General features: G+C 64.9%; 16 protein-coding genes. 11 read left to right on the forward strand and 5 right to left on the reverse strand.

The window, feature by feature from the left end; all coding sequences use genetic code 11:
- Nucleotides 1-125 precede the first annotated feature (125 nt).
- Complete coding sequence (locus IOC82_RS08600) at nt 126-1352, reverse strand: MFS transporter (RefSeq protein WP_290545768.1); 1227 nt, start codon at nt 1350-1352, stop codon at nt 126-128.
- 111 nt (nt 1353-1463) lie between these two features.
- Nucleotides 1464-2354, reverse strand: a complete 891-nt coding sequence (gene gcvA / locus IOC82_RS08605; RefSeq protein WP_290545769.1) for a transcriptional regulator GcvA — start codon at nt 2352-2354, stop codon at nt 1464-1466.
- A 111-nt stretch (nt 2355-2465) separates the two neighbouring features.
- Here gcvA and IOC82_RS08610 point away from each other — a divergent pair, with 111 nt between their 5' ends.
- From IOC82_RS08610 to IOC82_RS08635, 6 genes are all read left to right on the forward strand, one after another.
- Entirely contained in the window at nt 2466-3737 is a 1272-nt protein-coding gene (locus IOC82_RS08610; RefSeq protein ID WP_290545770.1) for an aminopeptidase P family protein, read from the forward strand.
- Nucleotides 3738-3862: 125 nt separating this feature from the next.
- The gene (locus IOC82_RS08615) at nt 3863-4978 is read left to right on the forward strand and encodes an ABC transporter ATP-binding protein (RefSeq protein ID WP_290545771.1); all 1116 of its coding nucleotides are present in this window, start codon (nt 3863-3865) and stop codon (nt 4976-4978) included.
- Nucleotides 4979-4987: 9 nt separating this feature from the next.
- Nucleotides 4988-5704: a DUF1194 domain-containing protein gene (locus IOC82_RS08620; RefSeq protein WP_290545772.1), complete on the forward strand. Its 717-nt coding sequence runs from the start codon at nt 4988-4990 to the stop codon at nt 5702-5704.
- 19 nt (nt 5705-5723) lie between these two features.
- Nucleotides 5724-6857 (forward strand): iron-containing alcohol dehydrogenase, encoded by a 1134-nt coding sequence (locus IOC82_RS08625; protein ID WP_290545773.1) that lies wholly within the window; start codon nt 5724-5726, stop codon nt 6855-6857.
- A 2-nt stretch (nt 6858-6859) separates the two neighbouring features.
- Entirely contained in the window at nt 6860-7660 is an 801-nt protein-coding gene (locus IOC82_RS08630) for an alpha/beta fold hydrolase (RefSeq protein ID WP_290545774.1), read from the forward strand.
- Nucleotides 7661-7775: 115 nt separating this feature from the next.
- Nucleotides 7776-11720, forward strand: a complete 3945-nt coding sequence (locus IOC82_RS08635; protein ID WP_290545775.1) for a DUF4056 domain-containing protein — start codon at nt 7776-7778, stop codon at nt 11718-11720.
- A 24-nt stretch (nt 11721-11744) separates the two neighbouring features.
- Here IOC82_RS08635 and IOC82_RS08640 read toward each other — a convergent pair whose 3' ends face one another.
- On the reverse strand, nt 11745-13202 hold the full coding sequence (locus IOC82_RS08640; protein ID WP_290545776.1) for an amidase: 1458 nt from the start codon (nt 13200-13202) through the stop codon (nt 11745-11747).
- A 92-nt stretch (nt 13203-13294) separates the two neighbouring features.
- Here IOC82_RS08640 and IOC82_RS08645 point away from each other — a divergent pair, with 92 nt between their 5' ends.
- From IOC82_RS08645 to IOC82_RS08655, 3 genes are read left to right on the forward strand one after another with little or no spacing between them, the layout of a single operon-like run.
- Nucleotides 13295-14215: a DMT family transporter gene (locus tag IOC82_RS08645; RefSeq protein ID WP_290545777.1), complete on the forward strand. Its 921-nt coding sequence runs from the start codon at nt 13295-13297 to the stop codon at nt 14213-14215.
- A 38-nt stretch (nt 14216-14253) separates the two neighbouring features.
- Nucleotides 14254-14535 carry a type II toxin-antitoxin system RelE/ParE family toxin gene (locus IOC82_RS08650; protein ID WP_290545845.1) on the forward strand — a complete coding sequence of 94 codons (282 nt, stop codon included), beginning with the start codon at nt 14254-14256 and terminating at the stop codon, nt 14533-14535.
- Nucleotides 14536-14547: 12 nt separating this feature from the next.
- Nucleotides 14548-14838: a HigA family addiction module antitoxin gene (locus IOC82_RS08655; RefSeq protein ID WP_290545778.1), complete on the forward strand. Its 291-nt coding sequence runs from the start codon at nt 14548-14550 to the stop codon at nt 14836-14838.
- Between the two features lie 62 nt (nt 14839-14900).
- Here the strand turns inward: IOC82_RS08655 and IOC82_RS08660 are convergent, their stop codons facing one another.
- A complete protein-coding gene (locus IOC82_RS08660) occupies nt 14901-16481 on the reverse strand; it encodes a trimethylamine methyltransferase family protein (RefSeq protein WP_290545779.1) in 1581 nt (526 codons plus the stop codon).
- A 102-nt stretch (nt 16482-16583) separates the two neighbouring features.
- Nucleotides 16584-17789 carry a cytochrome P450 gene (locus tag IOC82_RS08665; protein ID WP_290545780.1) on the reverse strand — a complete coding sequence of 402 codons (1206 nt, stop codon included), beginning with the start codon at nt 17787-17789 and terminating at the stop codon, nt 16584-16586.
- A 73-nt stretch (nt 17790-17862) separates the two neighbouring features.
- On the opposite strand from IOC82_RS08665, the gene IOC82_RS08670 reads away from it, so the two are divergent.
- Entirely contained in the window at nt 17863-18660 is a 798-nt protein-coding gene (locus IOC82_RS08670) for a M55 family metallopeptidase (RefSeq protein WP_290545781.1), read from the forward strand.
- Nucleotides 18660-19856 (forward strand): multidrug effflux MFS transporter, encoded by a 1197-nt coding sequence (locus IOC82_RS08675; protein WP_290545846.1) that lies wholly within the window; start codon nt 18660-18662, stop codon nt 19854-19856. Before IOC82_RS08670 ends, IOC82_RS08675 begins: the two co-directional genes overlap by 1 nt.
- The last annotated feature ends 6 nt before the right edge of the window (nt 19857-19862 follow it).

Raw genomic sequence — 19862 nt, forward strand, 5'->3', positions numbered from 1 at the left:
CTTAAATCCGCTCAGCCGCAACACCTGTGGAAATGTGGACAAGGCTCCGCCTTGCCCACAGTCCCACAGGAGAACAAAAGACAAGAAGCGGACATTTGATGTGCTACCAAAACCGGACAAGTTAATTAGCTATCGACACCTGCAGCTTGCGCGGCCATAAGCTGCTTCTGGCTGGGCAGGAACATCGCCAGGAGTCCGAAACCCGGCAGAAAGGAGCAGACGTGGAAAACGAAGCCGATGGAGGTCCAGTCCGCCACGATGCCCAGGAGTGCGGCACCCGCTGCCCCAATGCCGAAGGCCAATCCGAAGAACAGGCCTGAGATCATGCCCACCCGCCCCGGCATCAGCTCCTGCGCGAAGACCAGCATGGCCGAGAAGGCAGACGCGAGGATGAAGCCGATGGGCACGGAGAGCACCACCGCCCAGAAGTGGTTGGCATAGGGCAGGGCCACGGTGAAGGGGAGCGCGCCCAGCACGGAGAACCAGATGACGGCCTTGCGCCCGATCTTGTCGCCGATGGGGCCACCCAGCAGCGTGCCCGAGGCGAAGGCCGCGAGATAGATGAACAGGTCGATCTGCGCCTCCTTGGGGCTGAGGCCGAAAGTGTCGATCAGGTAGAAGGTGTAGAAGCTCGACATCGAGGAGGTGTAGACGAATTTCGAGAACATCAGGCAGAGCAGCACGGCGAGCGAGGTGACAACCATGCGCTTCGGCAGCGGACTCACGGGCACGGCGCTGCGCCTGGCCGCGTTCTTGGGCGAGAGGTGATGGGCATACCATTTCGCCGCATAGCTCAGCACCGCGACGGAGAGCAGCGCCAGCAGCGCCAGCCATGCGACACTGCCCTGGCCATGCGGCACGACGAAGAAGGCGGCGAGCAGCGGCCCGATGGAGGTGCCGAAATTGCCGCCCACCTGGAACACCGACTGCGCGAAGCCGAAGCGCCCGCCTGATGAGAGGCGCGCCAGCCGCGAGGCCTCCGGATGGAAGATCGACGAGCCGATGCCGATGAGCGTGGCGCCGGCGAGGATCATCTCATAGCTGTGGGCAAGGCCAACGACCACGAGGCCCACCAGCGACAGGGCGGGCGCGATGGGCAGCGAATAGGGAAAGGGCTTCCGGTCGGTGTAATGCCCGATCAGCGGTTGCAGCACCGAAGCCGTGGCCTGGAAGGCCAGCGTGATGAAACCCACCTGGGCGAAGCTCAGGTTGTGCAGGTCCCGCAGCAGCGGATAGATCGAGAGAAGCAGCGCCTGCAGCGTGTCGTTGATCAGGTGCCCCGCGGTGACGGCGAAGAGCACCGCATAGGTCGTGGTCTGGACGCGGGCGGGGGCGATGTGGGTGGTGGCCATGGGGAGTGCCTAGCGGGATTTGGCGGGGATGGCCAATGCCGGATGGGCAGGTTGGGTATGTGCGCGGTGGCCTTTCCTCTCCCCCGGTGGGGGACAGGAATAGATCGGGCCTTACTTCCCCTTCGCCGTCGACAGCAGCCAGTCCTTGAAGGTGTCCAGCGCCTCCGTCCGCCGGGCGATGCCGGAGGCGGGTTCGATGATCGAGTAGGCGTAGTCGTGCTTGATGTCGATGTCGAAGAGCTGCACGAGGCGGCCCGAGGCGAGGTCGTCGGCGATCAGGCTCCGGGGGCAGAGGGCGATGCCCTGGCCAGCCAGTGCTGCGGCGCGCAGCAGGTTGAAGTCCTGGAAGATGGGGCCGGGCGAGGGGCCGGCGTGCTTCAGGCCCGCATGGCGCATCCAGTTCTGCCAGTCCAGCCGGTCGGTGTCATGCAGCAGCGGCTTGCCGAGGATCGCCTGCGGCACGTCGAAGGGACCCTCCTTTTCGAGGTAGATGGGGTTGCAGATCGGCACCGTGCTGCCGGGCAGGAGCCTCGTCGAGCGGCAGCCCTCCCATTCGCCGGGGCCCCAGAGCACCGCGATATCCACTTCGTCGAAGTCGATCTTGTGACCGGCGAAGGCATAGACCACTTTGACCGAGATTTCCGGATGCTCCCGGAAGAACTGCGACAGCTTGGGGATCAGCCAGATGGTGGCGAAGGAAGGGAGTGCGGCGATGGTGAGCGCCGGGCCCTGTTCGCTCTGCTGGAGGCGGCGGCAGGCGGCGGACATGATGTCGAAGGCCTCCGCCAGCGACCGGGCCAGGTCCTGGCCCTTCTGGGTGGGCATGGTCTGGCGGCCCAGCCGGTCAAACAGGGTAAGGCCGAACCACTGCTCAAGCTGGCGGACCTGGTGGCTGACGGCCGACTGGGTAACGTTCAGCTCCTCCGCTGCCCTGGAGAAGGAGCCCGAGCGGGCGGCGGCTTCGAAGCAGCGAAGCGCATTGAGGGAGGGCAGGCGGGACACCGGGATGGCTCCATGAGGAAAACTCATGGAGTATGTGAGGGATCGTCTTTTGACACAAGGCCTCATTCGGGGAAGTTATTCCGTACATTTCAAACCCGGGAAAACGCCGTCATGAACCTCGCACGTCCTGCGCTCGTCGACTATCGCAACAATGGCAAGAAGCCAAAGCCGACCTTCTCGGACGCCGAGATGCAGCGCCGCCAGGACGGCATCCGCGGCTGGATGAAGACCGCCAAGGTCGATGCCTGCCTGTTCACCAGCTACCACAACATCAACTATCTCTCGGACTTCCTCTACTGCTACTTCGGCCGCAAGTATGGCCTGGTCATCACGCCGAACAAAGCGACCTCGGTGACCGCCGCCATCGACGGCGGCCAGCCGGCGCGCCGCACCTTCGGCGACAACGTTACCTATACCGACTGGTCGAAGGAAAACTACTTCGTCGCCATCCAGGGCCTGATGAAGGGCGCCAAGCGCATCGGCATCGAGTTTGACCATGTGAACCTCGACTTCAGGAAGCAGCTCGCGGACGCCTTCCCCGGAGTCGACTTCGTCGACGTCGCCGCTCCCTCGATGAAGCTGCGCATGATCAAGAGCGCGGAAGAGATCAAGCACATCACCAAGATGACGCGCATCGCCGACATCGGCGGTGCGGCCTGCGTGGAAGCCATTGCCGTGGGCGTGCCGGAGCACGAGGTGGCGCTGCATTCGACGCAGGCCATGGTGCGCGAAATCGCCAAGGTCTGGCCGCAGGGCGAGCTGCTCGACACCTGGACCTGGTTCCAGTCGGGTGTGAACACCGATGGTGCGCACAACCCCGTCACCTCGAAGAAGATCAGACGAGGCGACATCCTGAGCCTCAACTGCTTCCCGATGGTGGCGGGCTATTACGTCGCCCTCGAGCGCACGCTCTTCGCCGAGACGGCATCGAAGGAGCACATCCGCCTGTGGGAGATCAACTGCCACGTCCATGACGAGGGCAAGAAGCTGCTCGTCCCCGGCGCCAAGTGCTCGGACGTCGCCAAGGCGCTGAACGAGATCTATGCCAAGCACGATCTCCTCAAGTACCGCACCTTCGGCTATGGCCATTCCTTCGGCGTGCTGTGCCACTACTACGGCCGCGAGGGAGGCCTCGAGCTGCGCGAGGATTGCCACACGGTGCTCGAGCCCGGCATGGTCGTCTCGATGGAGCCGATGATCATGATCCCCGAAGGCCAGAAGGGTGCCGGCGGCTATCGCGAGCATGACATCCTGGTCATCACCGAGAAGGGCAACCGCAACATCACCGGTTTCCCCTATGGCCCCGAGCACCTCATCGTGAAAGCCGGCGGCGGGTCGAAGAAGAAGGCGGCGCCGAAGAAGGCCGCCAAGAATAAGCGCTGATCTCGCGCCAGGCACGAACTGAATTCATGGGGCGCGGCGCAGGAGGGACTTGCATCCCTAAGCCCGCGCCCTATGATATTTTTTCAAGGAGCTATAGAATACGTACAGGGTGAGGACACAGGGTAATGGCCAAGGACGCCGTCAACGACGCGATGGTTCGCTTCGTCAATGTGCAGAAGAGCTATGACGGCGAAACCCTCGTCGTGAAGAACCTCAACCTGGACATTGCCAAGGGCGAGTTCCTGACCATGCTCGGTCCGTCGGGCTCCGGCAAGACGACGACGCTGATGATGCTCGCGGGCTTCGAGCCCGCCACCCATGGCGAGATCTACCTGAAGGACCAGCCGATCAACAACGTGCCGCCGCATAAGCGCGGCATCGGCATGGTGTTCCAGAACTATGCGCTGTTCCCGCATATGTCGATCAACGAGAACCTCGCCTTCCCGCTGCAGGTGAGGAACGTGCCCAAGCCTGAGATCGAGGAGCGCGTCGCAAAGGTCTTGAAGATGGTGGAGCTGCCGCAGATGGGCAACCGCCGCCCCGGACAGCTTTCGGGCGGCCAGCAGCAGCGCATCGCGGTCGCGCGCGCGCTGGTCTTCGAGCCCGACCTCGTGCTGATGGACGAGCCGCTGGGCGCGCTCGACAAGCAGCTGCGCGAGCAGATGCAATACGAGATCAAGCACATCCATGAGCGGCTGGGCGTCACGATGGTCTATGTGACGCATGACCAGTCGGAAGCGCTGACCATGTCGAACCGCATCGCGGTGTTCAACGATGGCGTGGTGCAGCAGCTTTCGACTCCCGCCGAGCTCTATGAGCGTCCGGTCAATTCCTTCGTGGCGCAGTTCATCGGCGAGAACAACAAGCTCAAGGGCACGGTGGCCGAGATCGGCGCCGACAATGTCGCGACCGTGAAGCTCGAGACGGGCGAGATGGTGAAGGCGCTGGCCATCGGCCCGCGCGAGAAGGGTGGGCGCACGTTGCTTTCCGTCCGCCCCGAGCGCGTCGAGATCAACCCCAATGTCCAGACAGCCGACGTTATCCTGCCGGGCCGCATCGCCGAGCTGATTTACCTCGGCGATCACGTCCGCGCCCGCCTAGAGGTTGCGGGCGACAGCAACTTCATCGTCAAGGTGCCGAACAAGGGCGCTTCCAACGACGTGGCCGAGGGCCGCGAGGTGCAGGTGGGCTGGAAGGCCGCCGATTGCCGCGCGCTCGACTTCGCCGAGTTCCGGCACTGAGGTGAGGTGATGGCAGCCGGCCGCGGGTTTCGTCACGTCGCGTGCTGGCTCCTGGGCCTTGCGGTCTCCTTCTGCTTCCTGATGCCGCTGCCTGCGGGCCGCGCCGATGACTACCAGGTCGACCTCGCACTGGTGCTGGCGATCGACTGTTCCTTCAGCGTCGACTCGCACGAATTCGCCGTGCAGATGCGCGGCCTCGGGCAAGCCTTCCAGAACGAGGCCGTGAAGAAGGCGATCGCGCAGGGCGTGCGCCAGCGCATTGCCGTCACCGCCGTGCAGTGGTCAGACGACCGCAACCAGCGCGTTGTGCTGCCCTGGACCATCGTCTCCGGCGGGGCCGATGCCGATGAGCTGGGCCAGATCTTCATCCACACCCGGCGCCAGCTGACGGAAGGCGGCACGTCGCTCTCCACAGCACTCGTCTTCTCCGCCAGCCTGTTCGCGGCAGCGCCAGCCGCCGAGCGCATGGCGATCGACGTGTCGACCGACGGCCGCAACAACAGCGGCCCGCCCGTGGCCCCGGTGAGAGACCGCGTGGTGGCGCAGGGCATCACCATCAACGGTCTGACGATCCTCAACGAGTGGCCGACACTTAACACCTATTTCGAGGGCAATGTGGCGGGCGGACCCGGCCATTTCGTCATCCCCGCCAACGATTATGATGCCTACAGCGAAGCAATCTTGCGCAAGCTTGTGCGCGAGATCACCGGCCCGGGCATCACGTGACGTTTGCAATGAGCGCCTCATGTCCGGCTTCACGCTGAGCTTTATTCCCGAAATCCGCTTCGGCGCTGGCCGCCTCGCCGACCTCGTCCCCCTCGCGCAGGCCCGCGCCGGCCGGGAGGCCGTTGTGCTGCTGGTGGCCGACCCCGTCCTGAAGGGCCTCGGCCTTACCGGGCTGGCGCAGGATCTGCTGATGAAGGCCGGCCTCGAGTCGCATGTCTATGACGGCTTCGCCGGCGAGCCTTCGGTGGCCGATGCCGATGCGGCCACGGCACTGGCGCGGAAGCATGGGGCGAAGGCGGTAATCGGGCTCGGCGGCGGTTCGGCGCTCGACACCGCGAAGCTTGCCGCCTGCTGCGCGGTCTCGGGGCTTGGAGCCGCAGCCTATGCATTGTGCGCCACGCCGTTGCCCAGAAACCGCCTGCCCATCATCGCCGTGCCGACCACGGCGGGCACCGGCTCCGAGGTGACGCGCGTCTCGGTCTATGCCGATGCTGGCAAGGCGAAGGTCTGGGCCTGGGGCGAGGAGTTGAAGCCGGATGTGGCGATCCTCGATCCCGAACTCACCGTGGCGCTGCCGCCCGCGGTGACGGCAGGCTCCGGGCTCGATGCGCTGGTGCATGCGATCGAGGCCGCCACCAACAAGCAGGCCAATCCCGGCAACGATCTCTATTGCCTCGAGGCCATCCGGCTGATCACCAGAAACCTTGAGCGCGCGGTCACGCACCCGCAAGACATCGCGGCGCGCGGCGCCATGCTGCTCGCCTCCTGTTATGGCGGGATCGGCATCGACAATTGCGGCACGGCGCTGGCGCATAACATCTCGCATGCCGTAGCCAATCTTGCGGCCATTCCGCATGGCCGCGCCACCGGGCTTGCGATGCTCGCCACGATCGGCTGGGTGGCGGAGGGTAATCCGGCGGCATTCTCCCGCGTAGCAAAGGCTATGGGAAGAGATGATCCGGTGCCGGCCTTTGATCGCATCGTGCGGGCGAGCGGCATAGCCGTGGCGCCAGGCTTGGCAGACGTCATGCCGGAGGCGCTGGCGGCGCAGATGGCGGCCCCCGCCAACGCACCAATGCGCAAGTCGACGCTGCGCTATCCTACGGACGGCGACCTCGTGATGCTGGCCGGACGCTTCCTGTCGCTGGCCTGACAATGCTGAAGTTCGTCATTCTGCTCTCGGTGCTGGCTTATGTGGCGATTGCCGGCTTCATGTATCTGCAGCAGCGCAGCTTCCAGTATCACCCCGCGCACAAGGGCACGCCGCCGCAAGCGCTGGGCCTTTCGGGTGTTACCGAGGAGCGGGTCAAGACGCCCGACGGCGAGACCATCGTGCTGTGGTACGCCCCCGCCCAGCCGGGCCAGCCCACCGTACTGTTCTTCCACGGGAATGGCGGCGAGATCGCCGACCGCAGCGAACGTTTCGCCTTCCTGCAGGCGCAGGGCTTCGGCGTGCTCTTCCTCTCCTATCGCGGCTATGGCGCGAGCACGGGTGCGATCTCGGAACAGGGGATCATCACCGATGCGCTGACGGCTTATGAGTTCCTCATCGCCAAGGGCGTTTCACCCCGGCAGATCATGCTGCTCGGCGAATCGCTCGGCACCGGCGTTGCGGTGCAGGTGGCCGCGCGGAAGCCGGTCGCAGCCGTGGCGCTGGAGGCGCCCTATACCGCAACCGTCGACATCGCGGCGGAGACCTACTGGTGGCTGCCGGTGCGCCTGCTGATGAAGGACCAGTTCCGCTCGCGCGATTACATCGGAAAAGTGAAGGCGCCGCTGCTGATCCAGCATGGCGACGCGGACACCATCGTCCCGGTGGCCCAGGGCCGTGCCCTCTTCGCCATGGCCAATGAGCCAAAGCAGCTGGTGATCGTTCCGGGCGGCACGCATGACGCGGTGTTCGACAGGGGCGTGTGGGAGCGGGAGGCAGCCTTCCTGCTGGGGACGATCCGGTAACAGGCCCGCCATCTGGCACTACCCCCGGTTTCGACAAAAGCATTGCTATGAAACGTTCTTGTCATACATTTGTTAGGGTCCTATCGTTAGGTAAATAAGACGGTGGGAGCAAGCGATGGACAGCTATCCGGTTCGCCAGCAATACGTATCCGACACGCCGGTTCAGCTTCTGGCCAGGCCGGTGGGAGCGCTACTCTCCGTTTCCGTCGGGGCGGTGGCGCTTCTGGATGGTCTTGGCGTCAAGAGCGTGTTTGATCTCGGCGCATCTATGCTGTTCGGCACGGCACGGGCGATCGTGGAGGCCGCATCGGGCGTCCAGTCGATGCGGGCGATGGCGGTCTCGCGCGACATGATCGATTCCACTGTCGCGGATCTCACCCTCGCCGAACTGGCCGACCAGCCGCTGACGGCGCTGCGCATCGTCGATGCGCAACTGGGCCAAGCCATGGCCACGGCCTTCGGCACGGTAACAGTGCGTGAGCTTGCCGCCTGGCCGCCGTACCGGGCTGCACGGCGCATTTTCAATGACGCCTATGGCTTCGCAAATCAGCTGACTGACGACCCGGAGCGCCCCGCCGAACTCGTGCCCACGGCGCGCCAATACGCGACCGAGCGCGTCCAGTACGACGTGCTGGTTCTCGACCATGTGCTCGAGCCCGTGGACGAGGATGAGCGGCCCCGGTTGGATCTGAACCTGGGGATGATGGTCCCGGACTGGAACGGCAACGGCGGAACGCCCCGCGTCGAACTTGATGACGTGTTTCTCTTCAAGAAGAGCTTCGACATCCGCAATGCGGGCGGCATCGACGTGGCCGACATCGTGGCCGCGACGCTGATCGCCCAGCCGGCGGTAGGTGCCATCCTGACCTACCGCCAGAGCTGGTTCCAGCATGGTCTGGCGTTGGGCCAGCTGCTGCACTCGCTGGCGCTGGCACCGGGGGAGAGCACGCGCATCGCACTTGTGGACTGGACGCGCCGCGTGCGTGCCTCGAGCGACGAGTTCACAGAACAGATGGAGGCTTTGAGCGCCAGCGTCGAGCGTAACCGCTCCATCAGCGAGGTCACCTCCGCCGTGGCGCGCGAGGCGCAACAGGGCTTTTCCGAGTCCTCCACCACCGCCACCGCGCGTCAGACGGCCGAAACCGCCGGTTCTGCGGGGGTCGCGGCCTCGACCCCGGGGCTGCTCGGCGTCCTGGAGGCGGCGGTGTTCGGCGGCGACACCGCCTCGGTGGGTGTGCGCTCGACGGGCACGTCCTCCGCCACCTCCACCAACACCGGCTGGGCCTCCTCGCGCGCCTCTTCATCGGGCGAACGCACGCTGACGGGCGAGATGATGCAAAACGTCTCCGACCGCACCCAGCAGGCGGCCAACAGCACCCGCAACCGCCGTGCCACGGCGGTCACCGAAAGCTCCCAGTCCGAAAGCGAGAAGCTTTCGACCCGTGTGGTCACCAACTACAATCACATGCATGCGCTGAGCGTGCTCTATTTCGAGGTGGTGCAGGTTTACCGCGTGGTGCTTGAGGTGGCGCGGGCCACGTCGGCGCTGTTCCTGCCGATGAAGCTCGTGACCTTCAGCGAAACTGTCATCCGCCGCTATCGCAGCGTGATCGCAGCAGTGGGGCTGACGCCGGAGGTGCGCTCGCTTGCCATGGCGCGCGCGGGCCAGCTCGCCATCGCCGCGCCGCGCCGCCTGTTGTGGAACCGCGCCTTCCTGACGGAGGTCAGCAAGACGCTTGGCCTTCAGGTTGGGAACCCGGCGGATGCCGTGATCAACCTGCCGCTCAGCGAGCTGAAATTCTTCCAGGTGGGATCGTCCGATCAGGCCTTCTTCGATAATTTCTCAGGGGTCGCCGTGACCATGGCGAATGGCGCGCGCAGCGTCATCCCCATTGGGGACCGCAAGGAGGCGCATAGCGCCTGGACGGGGCGATTCGGCGCTGGCCTGCCGCAAGTGGATGCCCGCGAGATCGCGCGGATCGATCTCATCCAGAAGAAGGGTGAATTCGAGGGGGTCATCGAACTCCTCCTCTCCTTCGACGGGCGCCAGCCGGACGGCAAGCCGTGGTCTTATGCTCTGGATGTGCCTGTGATGGCCCTGAGCGTCAGCATTGAATGCCGCAAGGAGAAGGTGACGCCCGCCTTCGTCATGACTCCCGCCATCGGCAACAGCGATCTGATCGCGCATCTGGAGGAAAATGCGCTGCATTATTCCTCCGCCATCTGGCGCTCGCTCGATTCGGCGGCGATCACCACGCTGCTGGGTACCTACAGGCTCGGCGGCCAGCGCTTGATCGAGGTGATCGACCCCGTGCCAGCGGCGGTCTCGGGTAACTACCTCGTGTTCCGCTTCTATGGCGACCTCGGCACGGAGGCGTGGGAGGCGCTGCAAGAAAAGCTCGGCGAGGATGCCACCCCGCGGGAGGACATGGTGCCCCTGCCCAGCGGCGGCGTTTTCGCGGAAGCCGTACTGGGCCGTTCCAACGCGGCCGAAAAGCTCGACATCACGCGGTTCTGGAACTGGCAGGACTCGCCCATTCCCATCCTGCCCTCCGAGATCAGCCCGCTCAGTGCGGGCGGCAAGGCGAATGACAAGACGCCCCAGACGGGCGCACTCGAGGGCTCGATCGTCAACATCGTCAACCCGCCGTCGCTGCCTGATCCCGCAGGGCTAGGGCCCCTCTATTCCGCGGTCGCCAATGGCGGCATCTTCCGCGACATGAGCGGGCTCGCCCAGACGAGCGCCCTCGTCGGCGCGGCACTGCAGGCCGCACAGGCGGGTGCCGCAAACGCCACGGGTGCAGCGGGCGAGGCGCAGAGGGTGGCAGCCCAGCAATTGACAGAGGTCCTGAAGATCGCCGCACAGGTGGCACTCGCCGCCATGACGGGCGGCGGCAGCGCTGGCCTGAGCGCGCTTGGCGCCATTGGTGGTGCGGCGGCAGGTGGGGCTCCGGCCAAGCCCGGCGTCGCCAATACGCCGTCCAATGCCGGGGCGCTGATCAACCACGGCGCCGCGATGGATGCCCGGCCCCAGTCAGGTTCACCCGCTCCGGGAGGGGGAGGAGGCACGCCAACCCCCAGCAGCGGCATGGCACCACGCGGCGGCGCAGGCAGCGGAGGACAGACAACCAGCCGCGAAGCCCAGGCGGCTGACGTGGCGCTGACCGGTTCTGGTGGCGGGGGTGGGCCTTACAGCCTTCTCAACAAGGCGATTCAGGATACGATCCTGGCGGCGGCTCCATCTCCTGTTTCGGCATCACCTCCGCCCGCGGATAGGTGGTGCTGCGCGCTGATGTTCAATGACGCCATCGAGCCCGCCAGCGTGACCGGCCACCGGTACAATTCCTCGAGCACGAGCAATTGCGGCTATGTCTATACGGAGAAGGCCGGGCTGATCGATATCGGGCATATCCGCGATCATGTCGATCTCACCAAGCATGTCTATGACGAGATCGAGAAGGAAGTGCCGGTCATCCGTTGCCGGGAAGGCGTGGCGCGCCTGCTGTCTTCGCCGTCCGACAAGGTCCTGCTTGCCGAGGCCATTGCCTTTGTGGATTCCTGGGCTCATGAACTTCGGACCTATGAGGCAAAGGACGACTTTTCGTCCTTCTCGCCGGAGGACATGGTGTCGAATTTCCTTGGCACCTACATCGGCGGTATGGCGCTGAAGGGCGGAGGCGCGGCTTCCGTGCCGGCCTTCAACGCGATCGTCGATACGCTGCTGGCGGGCCTTCTCGCCGATCTGGGCGCCCGGTCCGCGGCGGACACGGAGGCTGTCATCGCATCGAAGAAGGGAACTGGAAAATGGTTCGATAGCTTTCCGCCGCGGCTCCTTCGCCGCAACTTCGAGGTCGTGCCATGGCCTGCCGGCATGCCCTACGACAAGTCCCCAGCACCGGCCTACATCAGCCTTGCCAGGCTGACGCCGCAGTTCGCCGAGTTCGAGTTCGACCTCAAGGAACCGTTGTATGATCGTTCTCGCCCGGCGCTTGCCGACTTCCCGGCGGCGACAGCGAAGATACGCGCACCCTTTGCGGCGGCGGGAACGGACAAGCCTTGAGTGATCGAGGTCCTTGCTGGCCGCTCAATAACCCGGCGGCGGCACGAAGCCGCCGTATTCCTTCTCCAGCAGTTCGGCGAAGCGGATGGAGGTCATGTCGCCATATGCCCGCGTGATGATCTGGATGCCCGCTGGAAGCCCTTGCGGCGTGAGGCCCATCGGGGCGACCGTTGAGGGCAGGTAGAAGCAGCCGGAATAGCCTGCCCAGAACAGCTGGTCGGTGGTGGGCACGCGCTTGTTGTTCACCGGGATCGTGCGCTCGTGGCGCTCGCCCGCATGGTCGTGCGGGAAGGCGGCAGACGCCGCGGCGGGGCAGATCATTACGTCCCAGTCGTTGAAGAACTGGTCCCACAGGAGCCGCATCTGGTGGCGGCGCTCGTTGTATCTGAGCCAGTCGCGGTGCGGCAGCACATAGGCACGCAGCATCTTGATGAGGTAGCTGTCATTCCTCGGATCGGAGGCCGCGACCCTGGCGGAATTGGCCGCGAACTCCGCATCCGACTGGCGGCGGCTGGTGGCCGAGCGCAGCAGCGCGATGTAGACGTCCATCGCCTCTTTCGTGGTGAAGGCGGGGCGGGCGGTGGTGGAGAGCTTCTTCACCCGCTTGCCGAGGAACTGGGTGAGCTTGCCGATCAGGTCCTGAACGCTCAAGTCCACCTCCGACTGCTCGTCGGTAACCATCACGGCTACGCGGAACTCCTTGAGCGTCTTCTGCGGCGCGGGCGGAAGGATGAGGGCATAGCCGCGGGCATCGGGGCCGACGGGTCCCGCGATGATCTTCATCATCGCCGCGAGGTCGCGCGCCGAGCGGGCCAGCGGTCCGGCAACGGTGATGTCGCCCGGCTGCACCACGCCCGGCAGCAGGTGGCCCTGATAGGGCACGACACCCCAGGTGGGCTTGTGGCCATAGACGCCGCAGTAGTGCGCCGGATTGCGTATCGAGGCGCCGATGTCGGAGCCGATCTCGAGGGCCGACATGCCGGTGGCGAGCGCTGCCGCCGAGCCACCCGAGGAGCCGCCGGGTGCGCGGGTCAGGTCCCACGGGTTGTTGGTGGTGCCGTAGATGGCGTTGTAGCTCTGCCAGTCCGCCAGCATGAGGGGCACATTGGTCTTGCCATAGACTACCGCACCTGCCGCCTCCAGCCGCTGTATGGCCACCGCATCGGTGGAGGCGATATTGTCCTTGAAACGCGGGTCGCCCCAGGTGGAGGGAAGGCCCTTCATGTCGAAGCTTTCCTTGGCCGTCATCGGCACGCCGTCGAAGGGGCCGATGGGCTTTCCGGCCGTTAGCCGCCGGTCCGCCGCGCGGGCGGCCTTTTTGGCGCGCGGGATGTCGGTCACCACCACGGCGTTGAGCGCCTTGTTGTGGGCCTGGTACTGGCCGAGGCAATCCTCCAGCAGGGCGGAGGCGGTGGTCTTGCCTGAGCGCAGCAAGCGGGCGAGCTCGGTGGCGGAGCGGAAGTGGAGGGGAAGGGCGGGCATGGCTTTCTCCTGTCGGGGCCAGCCTATCGCCGCATGCCAGAACTGCAATCGCCTTGGCTGACGGGCAGGTCTGCACGGTATAGAGAGCGGGGATGGACCGCCGCGCCCTCATTATCGGTTATCTGCTCGTCGCCGCGGGCTCGGCGCTGTTCGCCTCCAAGGCCATCTTCATCAAGCTCGCCTACCAGGAGCGCTATGATGCGCTCCTCATCCTGGCCTGGCGCATGGTCTTCGCGCTGCCCGTCTTCGTGGTGGTGGGCGCCTTCGAAGTGGCGCGGCGCAAGGCCGAGGGCAGGCCCATGCCGCGCCGCGGCGCGGTGCTGGGCGCGATCGGCATCGGCCTCATCGGTTATTATCTTGCCATGATCCTCGATTTCGGCGGGCTCCTCTACGTGACGGCCCAGCTGGAGCGGCTGGCGCTCTTCACCTATCCGATCTTCCTGATCTTCATCGGGGCGGCCTTCTTCGGCATGAAGCTGGCGCGGACGAGCCTGATCGCGGCGCTCATCTCCTATCTCGGTCTCGCCGTTGTCTTCGCCACGGATTTCTCGGAAGGCGGCTCCAACGTGCCGCTAGGCACCGCACTGGTGCTGGGCTCGGCCGTGGCCTTCGCGGTCTACCAGCTGATGGCCAAGCGCTACATTGGCGAGATGGGGGCGACGCTCTTCACCTCCGTGGCCCTCTCCGCCGCAGCGGTGACGACGCTCGCCCATGTCTTCATCGTGCGCGGCCATCTCGATACCTCGATGTCACGGCACTATTTCCTATTGGCGGCGGGCACGGGGCTTCTCGCTACGGTGATCCCGTCCTTCTTCGTCAACGCCGGCATGGCGAAGATCGGCGCAACCTCCACCGCCGTGATCTCCAATGTCTCGCCGCTGCTCACGATCTATTTCGCCGTCGTGCTGCTGGGCGAGGCCTTCACCTGGTCCCACGCGCTGGGCACGGCGCTGGTGGTGGGTGGGGTGGGATATCACACGTGGAAGGAGTTGAAGAAACCGGCGTCCGGATGATGCTTGCATCATGTATCATGATATGATACATGATGCCCATGATCGTGAGCGCCAAAGGTAAGCTTGCGTCCGAGGCGTTGAAGGGGCGCTTTGGAAAGGGCTTTCCTCCGGACCTCGTGAAGCGGGCTCGCGCGATGCTGTCCGCCCTCGATGCCGCTGTTGTGCTGGAGGACCTGCGCTTTCCGCCCGGCAACCACCTTGAGGATCTCAAGGGTGATCGTGTCGGCCAGCACTCGGTGCGGATCAATGATCAGTGGCGCATTTGTTTCCGATGGACCGAACAGGGCCCTGAGAACGTTGAGATCGTGGACTATCACTGAGGGAATGAAGACATGTCCTTACTCGTCAATCCATCCCACCCGGGTGACGTTCTTCAGGAACTCTATCTCACACCGCTCAATCTCAGTGTCATTTCCCTGGCCAAGCGCATCCATGTGCCGCGCACGCGCATTGAGCGGCTGGTGAAGGGGGAGACGGCCCTTTCGGCCGATACCGCGATGAGACTCGCGCGGTTCTTTGGCACGACACCCGAGTATTGGATGAATCTGCAGCGTGCCTGGGACCTCGCACGCGCACGAGAGACGATCGACGTTTCCAATATAAAGCCGCTGGCAGCCGCCTGAAGAGAAGAGGCCAGGCGTTGCGGCCCGGCCATGGAAGTTTGGGAGGAAATTGTCGCGTCGGCTCAGCTGACGTTGTCCGGCAGCACTTCCTTGCGCTTGGCCATGAAAGCCTGCAGCGCCTCGTCGATGCCTTCGTCGAGCGGCGGGGCCTGATAGTCGCGCAGCATCTGCTTCCAGCGTTCGTTGGCGCGGACCACGATGTCCTTCTCCCCCTCGTCGCGCCACTGCTCGAAGGAGTTGTTGTCAGCAAGGCCCGAACGCCAGAAGGCGGTTTCGAAATTGGCCTGGGTATGCGCGCATCCCAGGTAATGCGAGCCGGGGCCCACTTCGCGGATGGCGTCCAGCGCCTGGCCGTTCTCGGAGAAGTCCACGCCCTCGGCGAACTTCTGGTACATGGTCAGCTGGTCGGCATCCATGATCAGCTTTTCATAGCCCGAGGCGAGGCCGCCTTCGAGCCAGCCCGCGGCATGGAGGCAGAAATTGACGCCCGAGAGCAGCGTCGACCACATGGTGTTCGCACTCTCGTAGGCCGCCTGCGCATCCGGAAGTTTCGAGCCGCAGAGGCTGCCGCCGGAGCGGAAGGGAACGCCCATGCGGCGCGCGAGCTGGGCCGCACCGAAGGTGACCATGGCGGGCTCGGGGCTGCCAAAGGTGGGTGCTCCCGACTGCATGGACATGGAGGCCGCGAAGGTGCCGAACACCACCGGCGCACCGGGACGGCAGAGTTGGGTGAAGGCGATTCCGACGGAGGCTTCCGCCAGGATCTGAGTGAGCGTGCCCACCGTGGTCACGGGCGACATGGCCCCGGCCACGATGAAGGGCGAGATCACGGTCGCCTGGTTGGCGCGCGCCAGAACCTTCAGCGCGCCGAGCATGACGCCGTCCCACACCATAGGCGAATTGGCGTTGATCAGCGAGGTCATCACGCAGTTCCGGTCGACGAAGTCCTTGCCGAAGACCATCTCCGCCATGGCCACCGAGTCGGCCGAGCGTTCGCCCGCCGTCACCGAGGCCATGAAGGGCTTATCGGAATACTTGATGTGGGTGTAGATCATGTCGAGGTGGCGCTTGGCCACGGGAATGTCCACGGGCTCGCACAACGTGCCGCCGGCGTGGTGAAGGCTGGGCAGCATATAGACGAGCTTGGCGAAGTTGCGGAAGTCCTCGATCGTGGCGTAGCGGCGGCCCTCGTCGAGGTTGCGGATGAAGGGCGGGCCATAGACGGGAGCGAAGACCGTGTTGTTGCCGCCGATCGTCACGTTGTTGGCCGGGTTGCGGGCATATTGCACATATTCGCGCGGGGCGGTCTTGATCAGCGAGCGGACGAGGCCCCTGGGGAAGCGCAGGCGGAAGCGCTTGGGATCGCTGGCAGACGGCTTCACGTCGGCGCCGGCGGCCTTCCACATGCGGACGGCTTCCTCGTCCTCATAGATGTCGAGGCCCACTTCCTGCAGCACCGTCTCGGCGTTGGTCTCGATCAGCTCCAGCTGCTCGTCGGTAAAAGGCTCATAAGACCTGATGGCGCGGCGGATGAAGCCTGACTGCTTGACGGTGGTCGAGGTGCGGGCGGCGCGGCGGGCATCGGCGCCGCCACGGGCGCGGCGGCCGGAGGACGGAGCGGATGCGGGCTGGACGTCGGTCATGTCAAAGGCCTGTTGAACAGTTTTCACCTGAGGTGTGGTTTACGCGCTCCTCGCCCTGGCGGCGTGAAGGGAAACGTCAGGCGATGGTCGGGAAACGACGCCTCAGAAACTGACCTTCAGGGCCTCCAGCCCATGGAAATGATAGGCATTCCGGTATCTGGGCGGCTTTGCCAGCGTCAGCCGGGGCAGGCGGCGGAACAGGAGCGGCAGCGCGATCTGCAATTCCAGCCTTGCCAGCGGCGCGCCGATGCAAAAATGGATGCCGGCGCCGAAGGCCACCTGCGGGTTGGGCTCGCGGCTGGGAATGAAGCGGTCCGGCTGCGGGAAGCGGGCGGGGTCGCGGTTGGCGGCACCCAGCATGAGGCCCACGCTCTCGCCCTTCTTCAGGCGGGTCCCTGCATAGTCGAGGTCTTCCAGCGCATAGCGGGTGAAGAGGTGGAGCGGCGGATCGAATCGGAGCGTTTCCTCGATGCAGGCCTCGTCGATCCCGTCGCGGATGTTCTCCTCGATCAGGCACTTGATGCCGTTGCCCAGCGCATGGACGGTGGCTTCGTGGCCAGCGTTCAACAGCAAGATGGCGGTGGTGACGAGTTCGTCCACCGTCAGCTTGGCGCCTTGTTCCTCCACCCTTATGAGCTCTGATAGCAGGTCGTCCTTCGGCCGTTTCCGGCGCTCGGTGATGTAATCACGCATGAAGGCGGAGAATTCGACCGTGGCCTTCACAGCGCGCTCCTCGATTGCCCGGTCGCGGCGCGCCTGGTACATCGCCACCATGTCATGCGACCAGGCCAGCAACTGCTGCGCCATCTCTGCCGGAACGCCCAGCAGATCGCAGATGACGATCACCGGGATGGGTGTCGCGAAGGCTGTGAGCAGTTCCGCCTCGCGCTGGCTCTCGAAGCGGTCGATCAAACCATTGGCGAGACTCGTGATCGCGGGTCTGAGCCGCTCCACCCGGCGTGACAGGAAGGAACGGTTGATGAGGCTCCGGAGCCTGGTGTGCATCGGCGGCTCGAGTTCCAGCAGCGAGTGCGATTCGAAGTCGTAGAAGGGCTTGAGATGGTCCGGCGTTTCGGCCCAGCCCAGCTCCTCGCGGCTGGCAACGTGCAGGATCTGCCTGCCGAAGCGGCGGTCGCGCAGCAGCGCGTTCACATCCTCGAAGCGGGCGAAGCACCAGATGCCATAGTGTTCCCACTTAAAGACAGGGATTTCCGCCCGGATCGCGCGATAGGCGGGGTAGGGATCATTGTAAAAAGTGGGGTCGACCGGATCGAGGAAGACGGAACGGCGGGCTTTATCGATGCGCATGGCTGCCATCTTCCCGCGAAGTCGCCTATCGTGGCAAGTCCGGCTATGAAGGTCCGTGATTTGGGGGACGAACATGAAGGTCTATATCAGCGTCGACATCGAAGGCTGCGCCGGCATCACCCACTGGGACGAGGCCGAGAAGAACCATGCCGACTGGCAGGAATTCCGCGAGCAGATGACGCGTGAGGCGGTGGCCGCCATCGAAGGCGCCCAGATCGCGGGGGCGACTGAAATCCTCGTCAAGGACGCCCACTGCTCCGGCCGCAACATCATCGCTTCCATGCTGCCCGCCGATGTCCGGCTGATCCGCGCCTGGCAGGGGCACCCGCTCGGCATGGTGCAGGAGCTGGACGAGACATTCGATGCGGTGATGATGATTGGCTATCACGCCGCCGCGGGGTCCGAGGAGAACAGCCTCGCCCATACCCTCTCGCTCGACGCCGCCGAGATCCGCATCAACGGCCGGCGCGCCTCGGAGTATCTGATCCATGCGCTGGCCTCCTCCATGCTGGGCGTGCCCACGGTCTTCGTCAGCGGCGACAAGGGGCTGATGGATGAAATCGAAGAGGTGAACCCGCATGTTGGGCGCTGCGCGGTGAAGCAGGGCCGCGGCCAGTCAACCATTTCGATGACGCCTGCCGCGGCAGTGAAGGCGATCCGGGACGGTGCGGCCACCTCGCTGCGCGGCGAGCTCAAGGCGTCGCTGCTCGCGATGCCGGAGCACGTGATTGCCGAGATCACTTATTCCAATCCTGTGCTGGCCGCGCGCCACCAGTGGTATCCCGGCATGGAACATGCCGGAAACCGCACGCTTCGCTTCGAGACCAATCACTATTTCGACGTTCTGCGCATGCTGAACTACGTGACGTGATGCCCGGGACCCGCAAGCTCCGTGTCGAATTCATCCTGCTCGTGGCGCTGCTCAACGCCATGGTGGCGATGTCGATCGACACAATGCTGCCCGCCATCGGCGCCATCGCGCATGAGCTGGGTGCTGAGGACCCCAACAGCCGGCAGTTCATCATCACCACCTTCTTCGGCGGCTTGACGCTGGGCACGCTGATCTATGGCCCGTGGTCCGACGCGCTGGGCCGGAAGCCCACCATCATCATCGGCCTCGCCTTTTATGCGCTGGGCGCGCTGATCTGCCTGTTTGCGGTCAACTTCCCGATGATCCTGGTGGGCCGCGTCACCCAGGGTTTCGGCGCATCGGCGCCGCGCATCGTGTCGATCGCCATGGTGCGCGATGGGCAGGCGGGTGCGGCCATGGCGCGCGTCATGTCCTTCGTGATGATGGTGTTCATGCTGGTGCCGATGATTGCGCCCTCGCTCGGCACGCTGGTGCTGCTGTTCGCCGGCTGGCGCTTCATTTTCGTGGGCTTCCTGGTGGTGGGCATCATTGCCGGTTTGTGGCTGTGGTTCCGCCAGGATGAGACGCTGCCGCGGGAGAAACGCACGCCGCTGGCCGTGTCCTCTCTCGTTTCGGCGTCGGGCGAGGTGCTGCGGAGCCCCATCGCCATGGGCTATACGGTGGCGGCCGGCACCGTCTTCGGCGCCTTCATCGTCTATCTCGGCACCTCGCAGCAGGTGTTTGCGGAGCTTTATGGGCAGGGCGCCTATTTCGCGCTGTGGTTCGCTTTCTTTGCGGGCGGCATGGCGCTGGCGATGCTGGTCAATGCGCGGCTGGTCATGCGGCTGGGCATGCGCCGGCTGTCGAAATATGCGCTTCGGGCCTTCCTGGTGCTGGCGGCCATTGCCGTGGTGGTGAGCCTCCTGTCGGGAGGCCTGCCGCCCCTGTGGTTCATCGCGGGCTATCTGTTCCTCAGCTTCTTCTGCTCCGGGCTCCTGTTCGGCAATTTCAACGCCATCGCCATGGAGCCGATGGGGCGCATCGCCGGCATGGCGGCGGCCATCATCGGGTCGCTGTCTTCCCTCATCGCCATCGTGACCGGGGGCTCCATCGGCCAGCTTTACAACGGTACTGTCATTCCGCTGGTGGGCGGTTTTGCCGGGCTGGGGCTGGTCACCTTCCTCGTCACGGAATGGGCAGAGCGCCACCGCAGGTGAGGTTTC

The organism is Aestuariivirga sp., assembly GCF_020252395.1.
GTDB lineage: Bacteria > Pseudomonadota > Alphaproteobacteria > Rhizobiales > Aestuariivirgaceae > Aestuariivirga.

Coding starts and splice junctions, on each gene's coding strand:
- IOC82_RS08600 (WP_290545768.1), bottom strand. CDS start 1,352: ATGGCCACCACCCACATCGCCCCCGCCCGCGTCCAGACCACGACCTAT.
- IOC82_RS08610 (WP_290545770.1), top strand. CDS start 2,466: ATGAACCTCGCACGTCCTGCGCTCGTCGACTATCGCAACAATGGCAAG.
- IOC82_RS08615 (WP_290545771.1), top strand. CDS start 3,863: ATGGCCAAGGACGCCGTCAACGACGCGATGGTTCGCTTCGTCAATGTG.
- IOC82_RS08620 (WP_290545772.1), top strand. CDS start 4,988: ATGGCAGCCGGCCGCGGGTTTCGTCACGTCGCGTGCTGGCTCCTGGGC.
- IOC82_RS08625 (WP_290545773.1), top strand. CDS start 5,724: ATGTCCGGCTTCACGCTGAGCTTTATTCCCGAAATCCGCTTCGGCGCT.
- IOC82_RS08630 (WP_290545774.1), top strand. CDS start 6,860: ATGCTGAAGTTCGTCATTCTGCTCTCGGTGCTGGCTTATGTGGCGATT.
- IOC82_RS08635 (WP_290545775.1), top strand. CDS start 7,776: ATGGACAGCTATCCGGTTCGCCAGCAATACGTATCCGACACGCCGGTT.
- IOC82_RS08640 (WP_290545776.1), bottom strand. CDS start 13,202: ATGCCCGCCCTTCCCCTCCACTTCCGCTCCGCCACCGAGCTCGCCCGC.
- IOC82_RS08645 (WP_290545777.1), top strand. CDS start 13,295: ATGGACCGCCGCGCCCTCATTATCGGTTATCTGCTCGTCGCCGCGGGC.
- IOC82_RS08650 (WP_290545845.1), top strand. CDS start 14,254: ATGATCGTGAGCGCCAAAGGTAAGCTTGCGTCCGAGGCGTTGAAGGGG.
- IOC82_RS08655 (WP_290545778.1), top strand. CDS start 14,548: ATGTCCTTACTCGTCAATCCATCCCACCCGGGTGACGTTCTTCAGGAA.
- IOC82_RS08660 (WP_290545779.1), bottom strand. CDS start 16,481: ATGACCGACGTCCAGCCCGCATCCGCTCCGTCCTCCGGCCGCCGCGCC.
- IOC82_RS08665 (WP_290545780.1), bottom strand. CDS start 17,789: ATGCGCATCGATAAAGCCCGCCGTTCCGTCTTCCTCGATCCGGTCGAC.
- IOC82_RS08670 (WP_290545781.1), top strand. CDS start 17,863: ATGAAGGTCTATATCAGCGTCGACATCGAAGGCTGCGCCGGCATCACC.
- IOC82_RS08675 (WP_290545846.1), top strand. CDS start 18,660: ATGCCCGGGACCCGCAAGCTCCGTGTCGAATTCATCCTGCTCGTGGCG.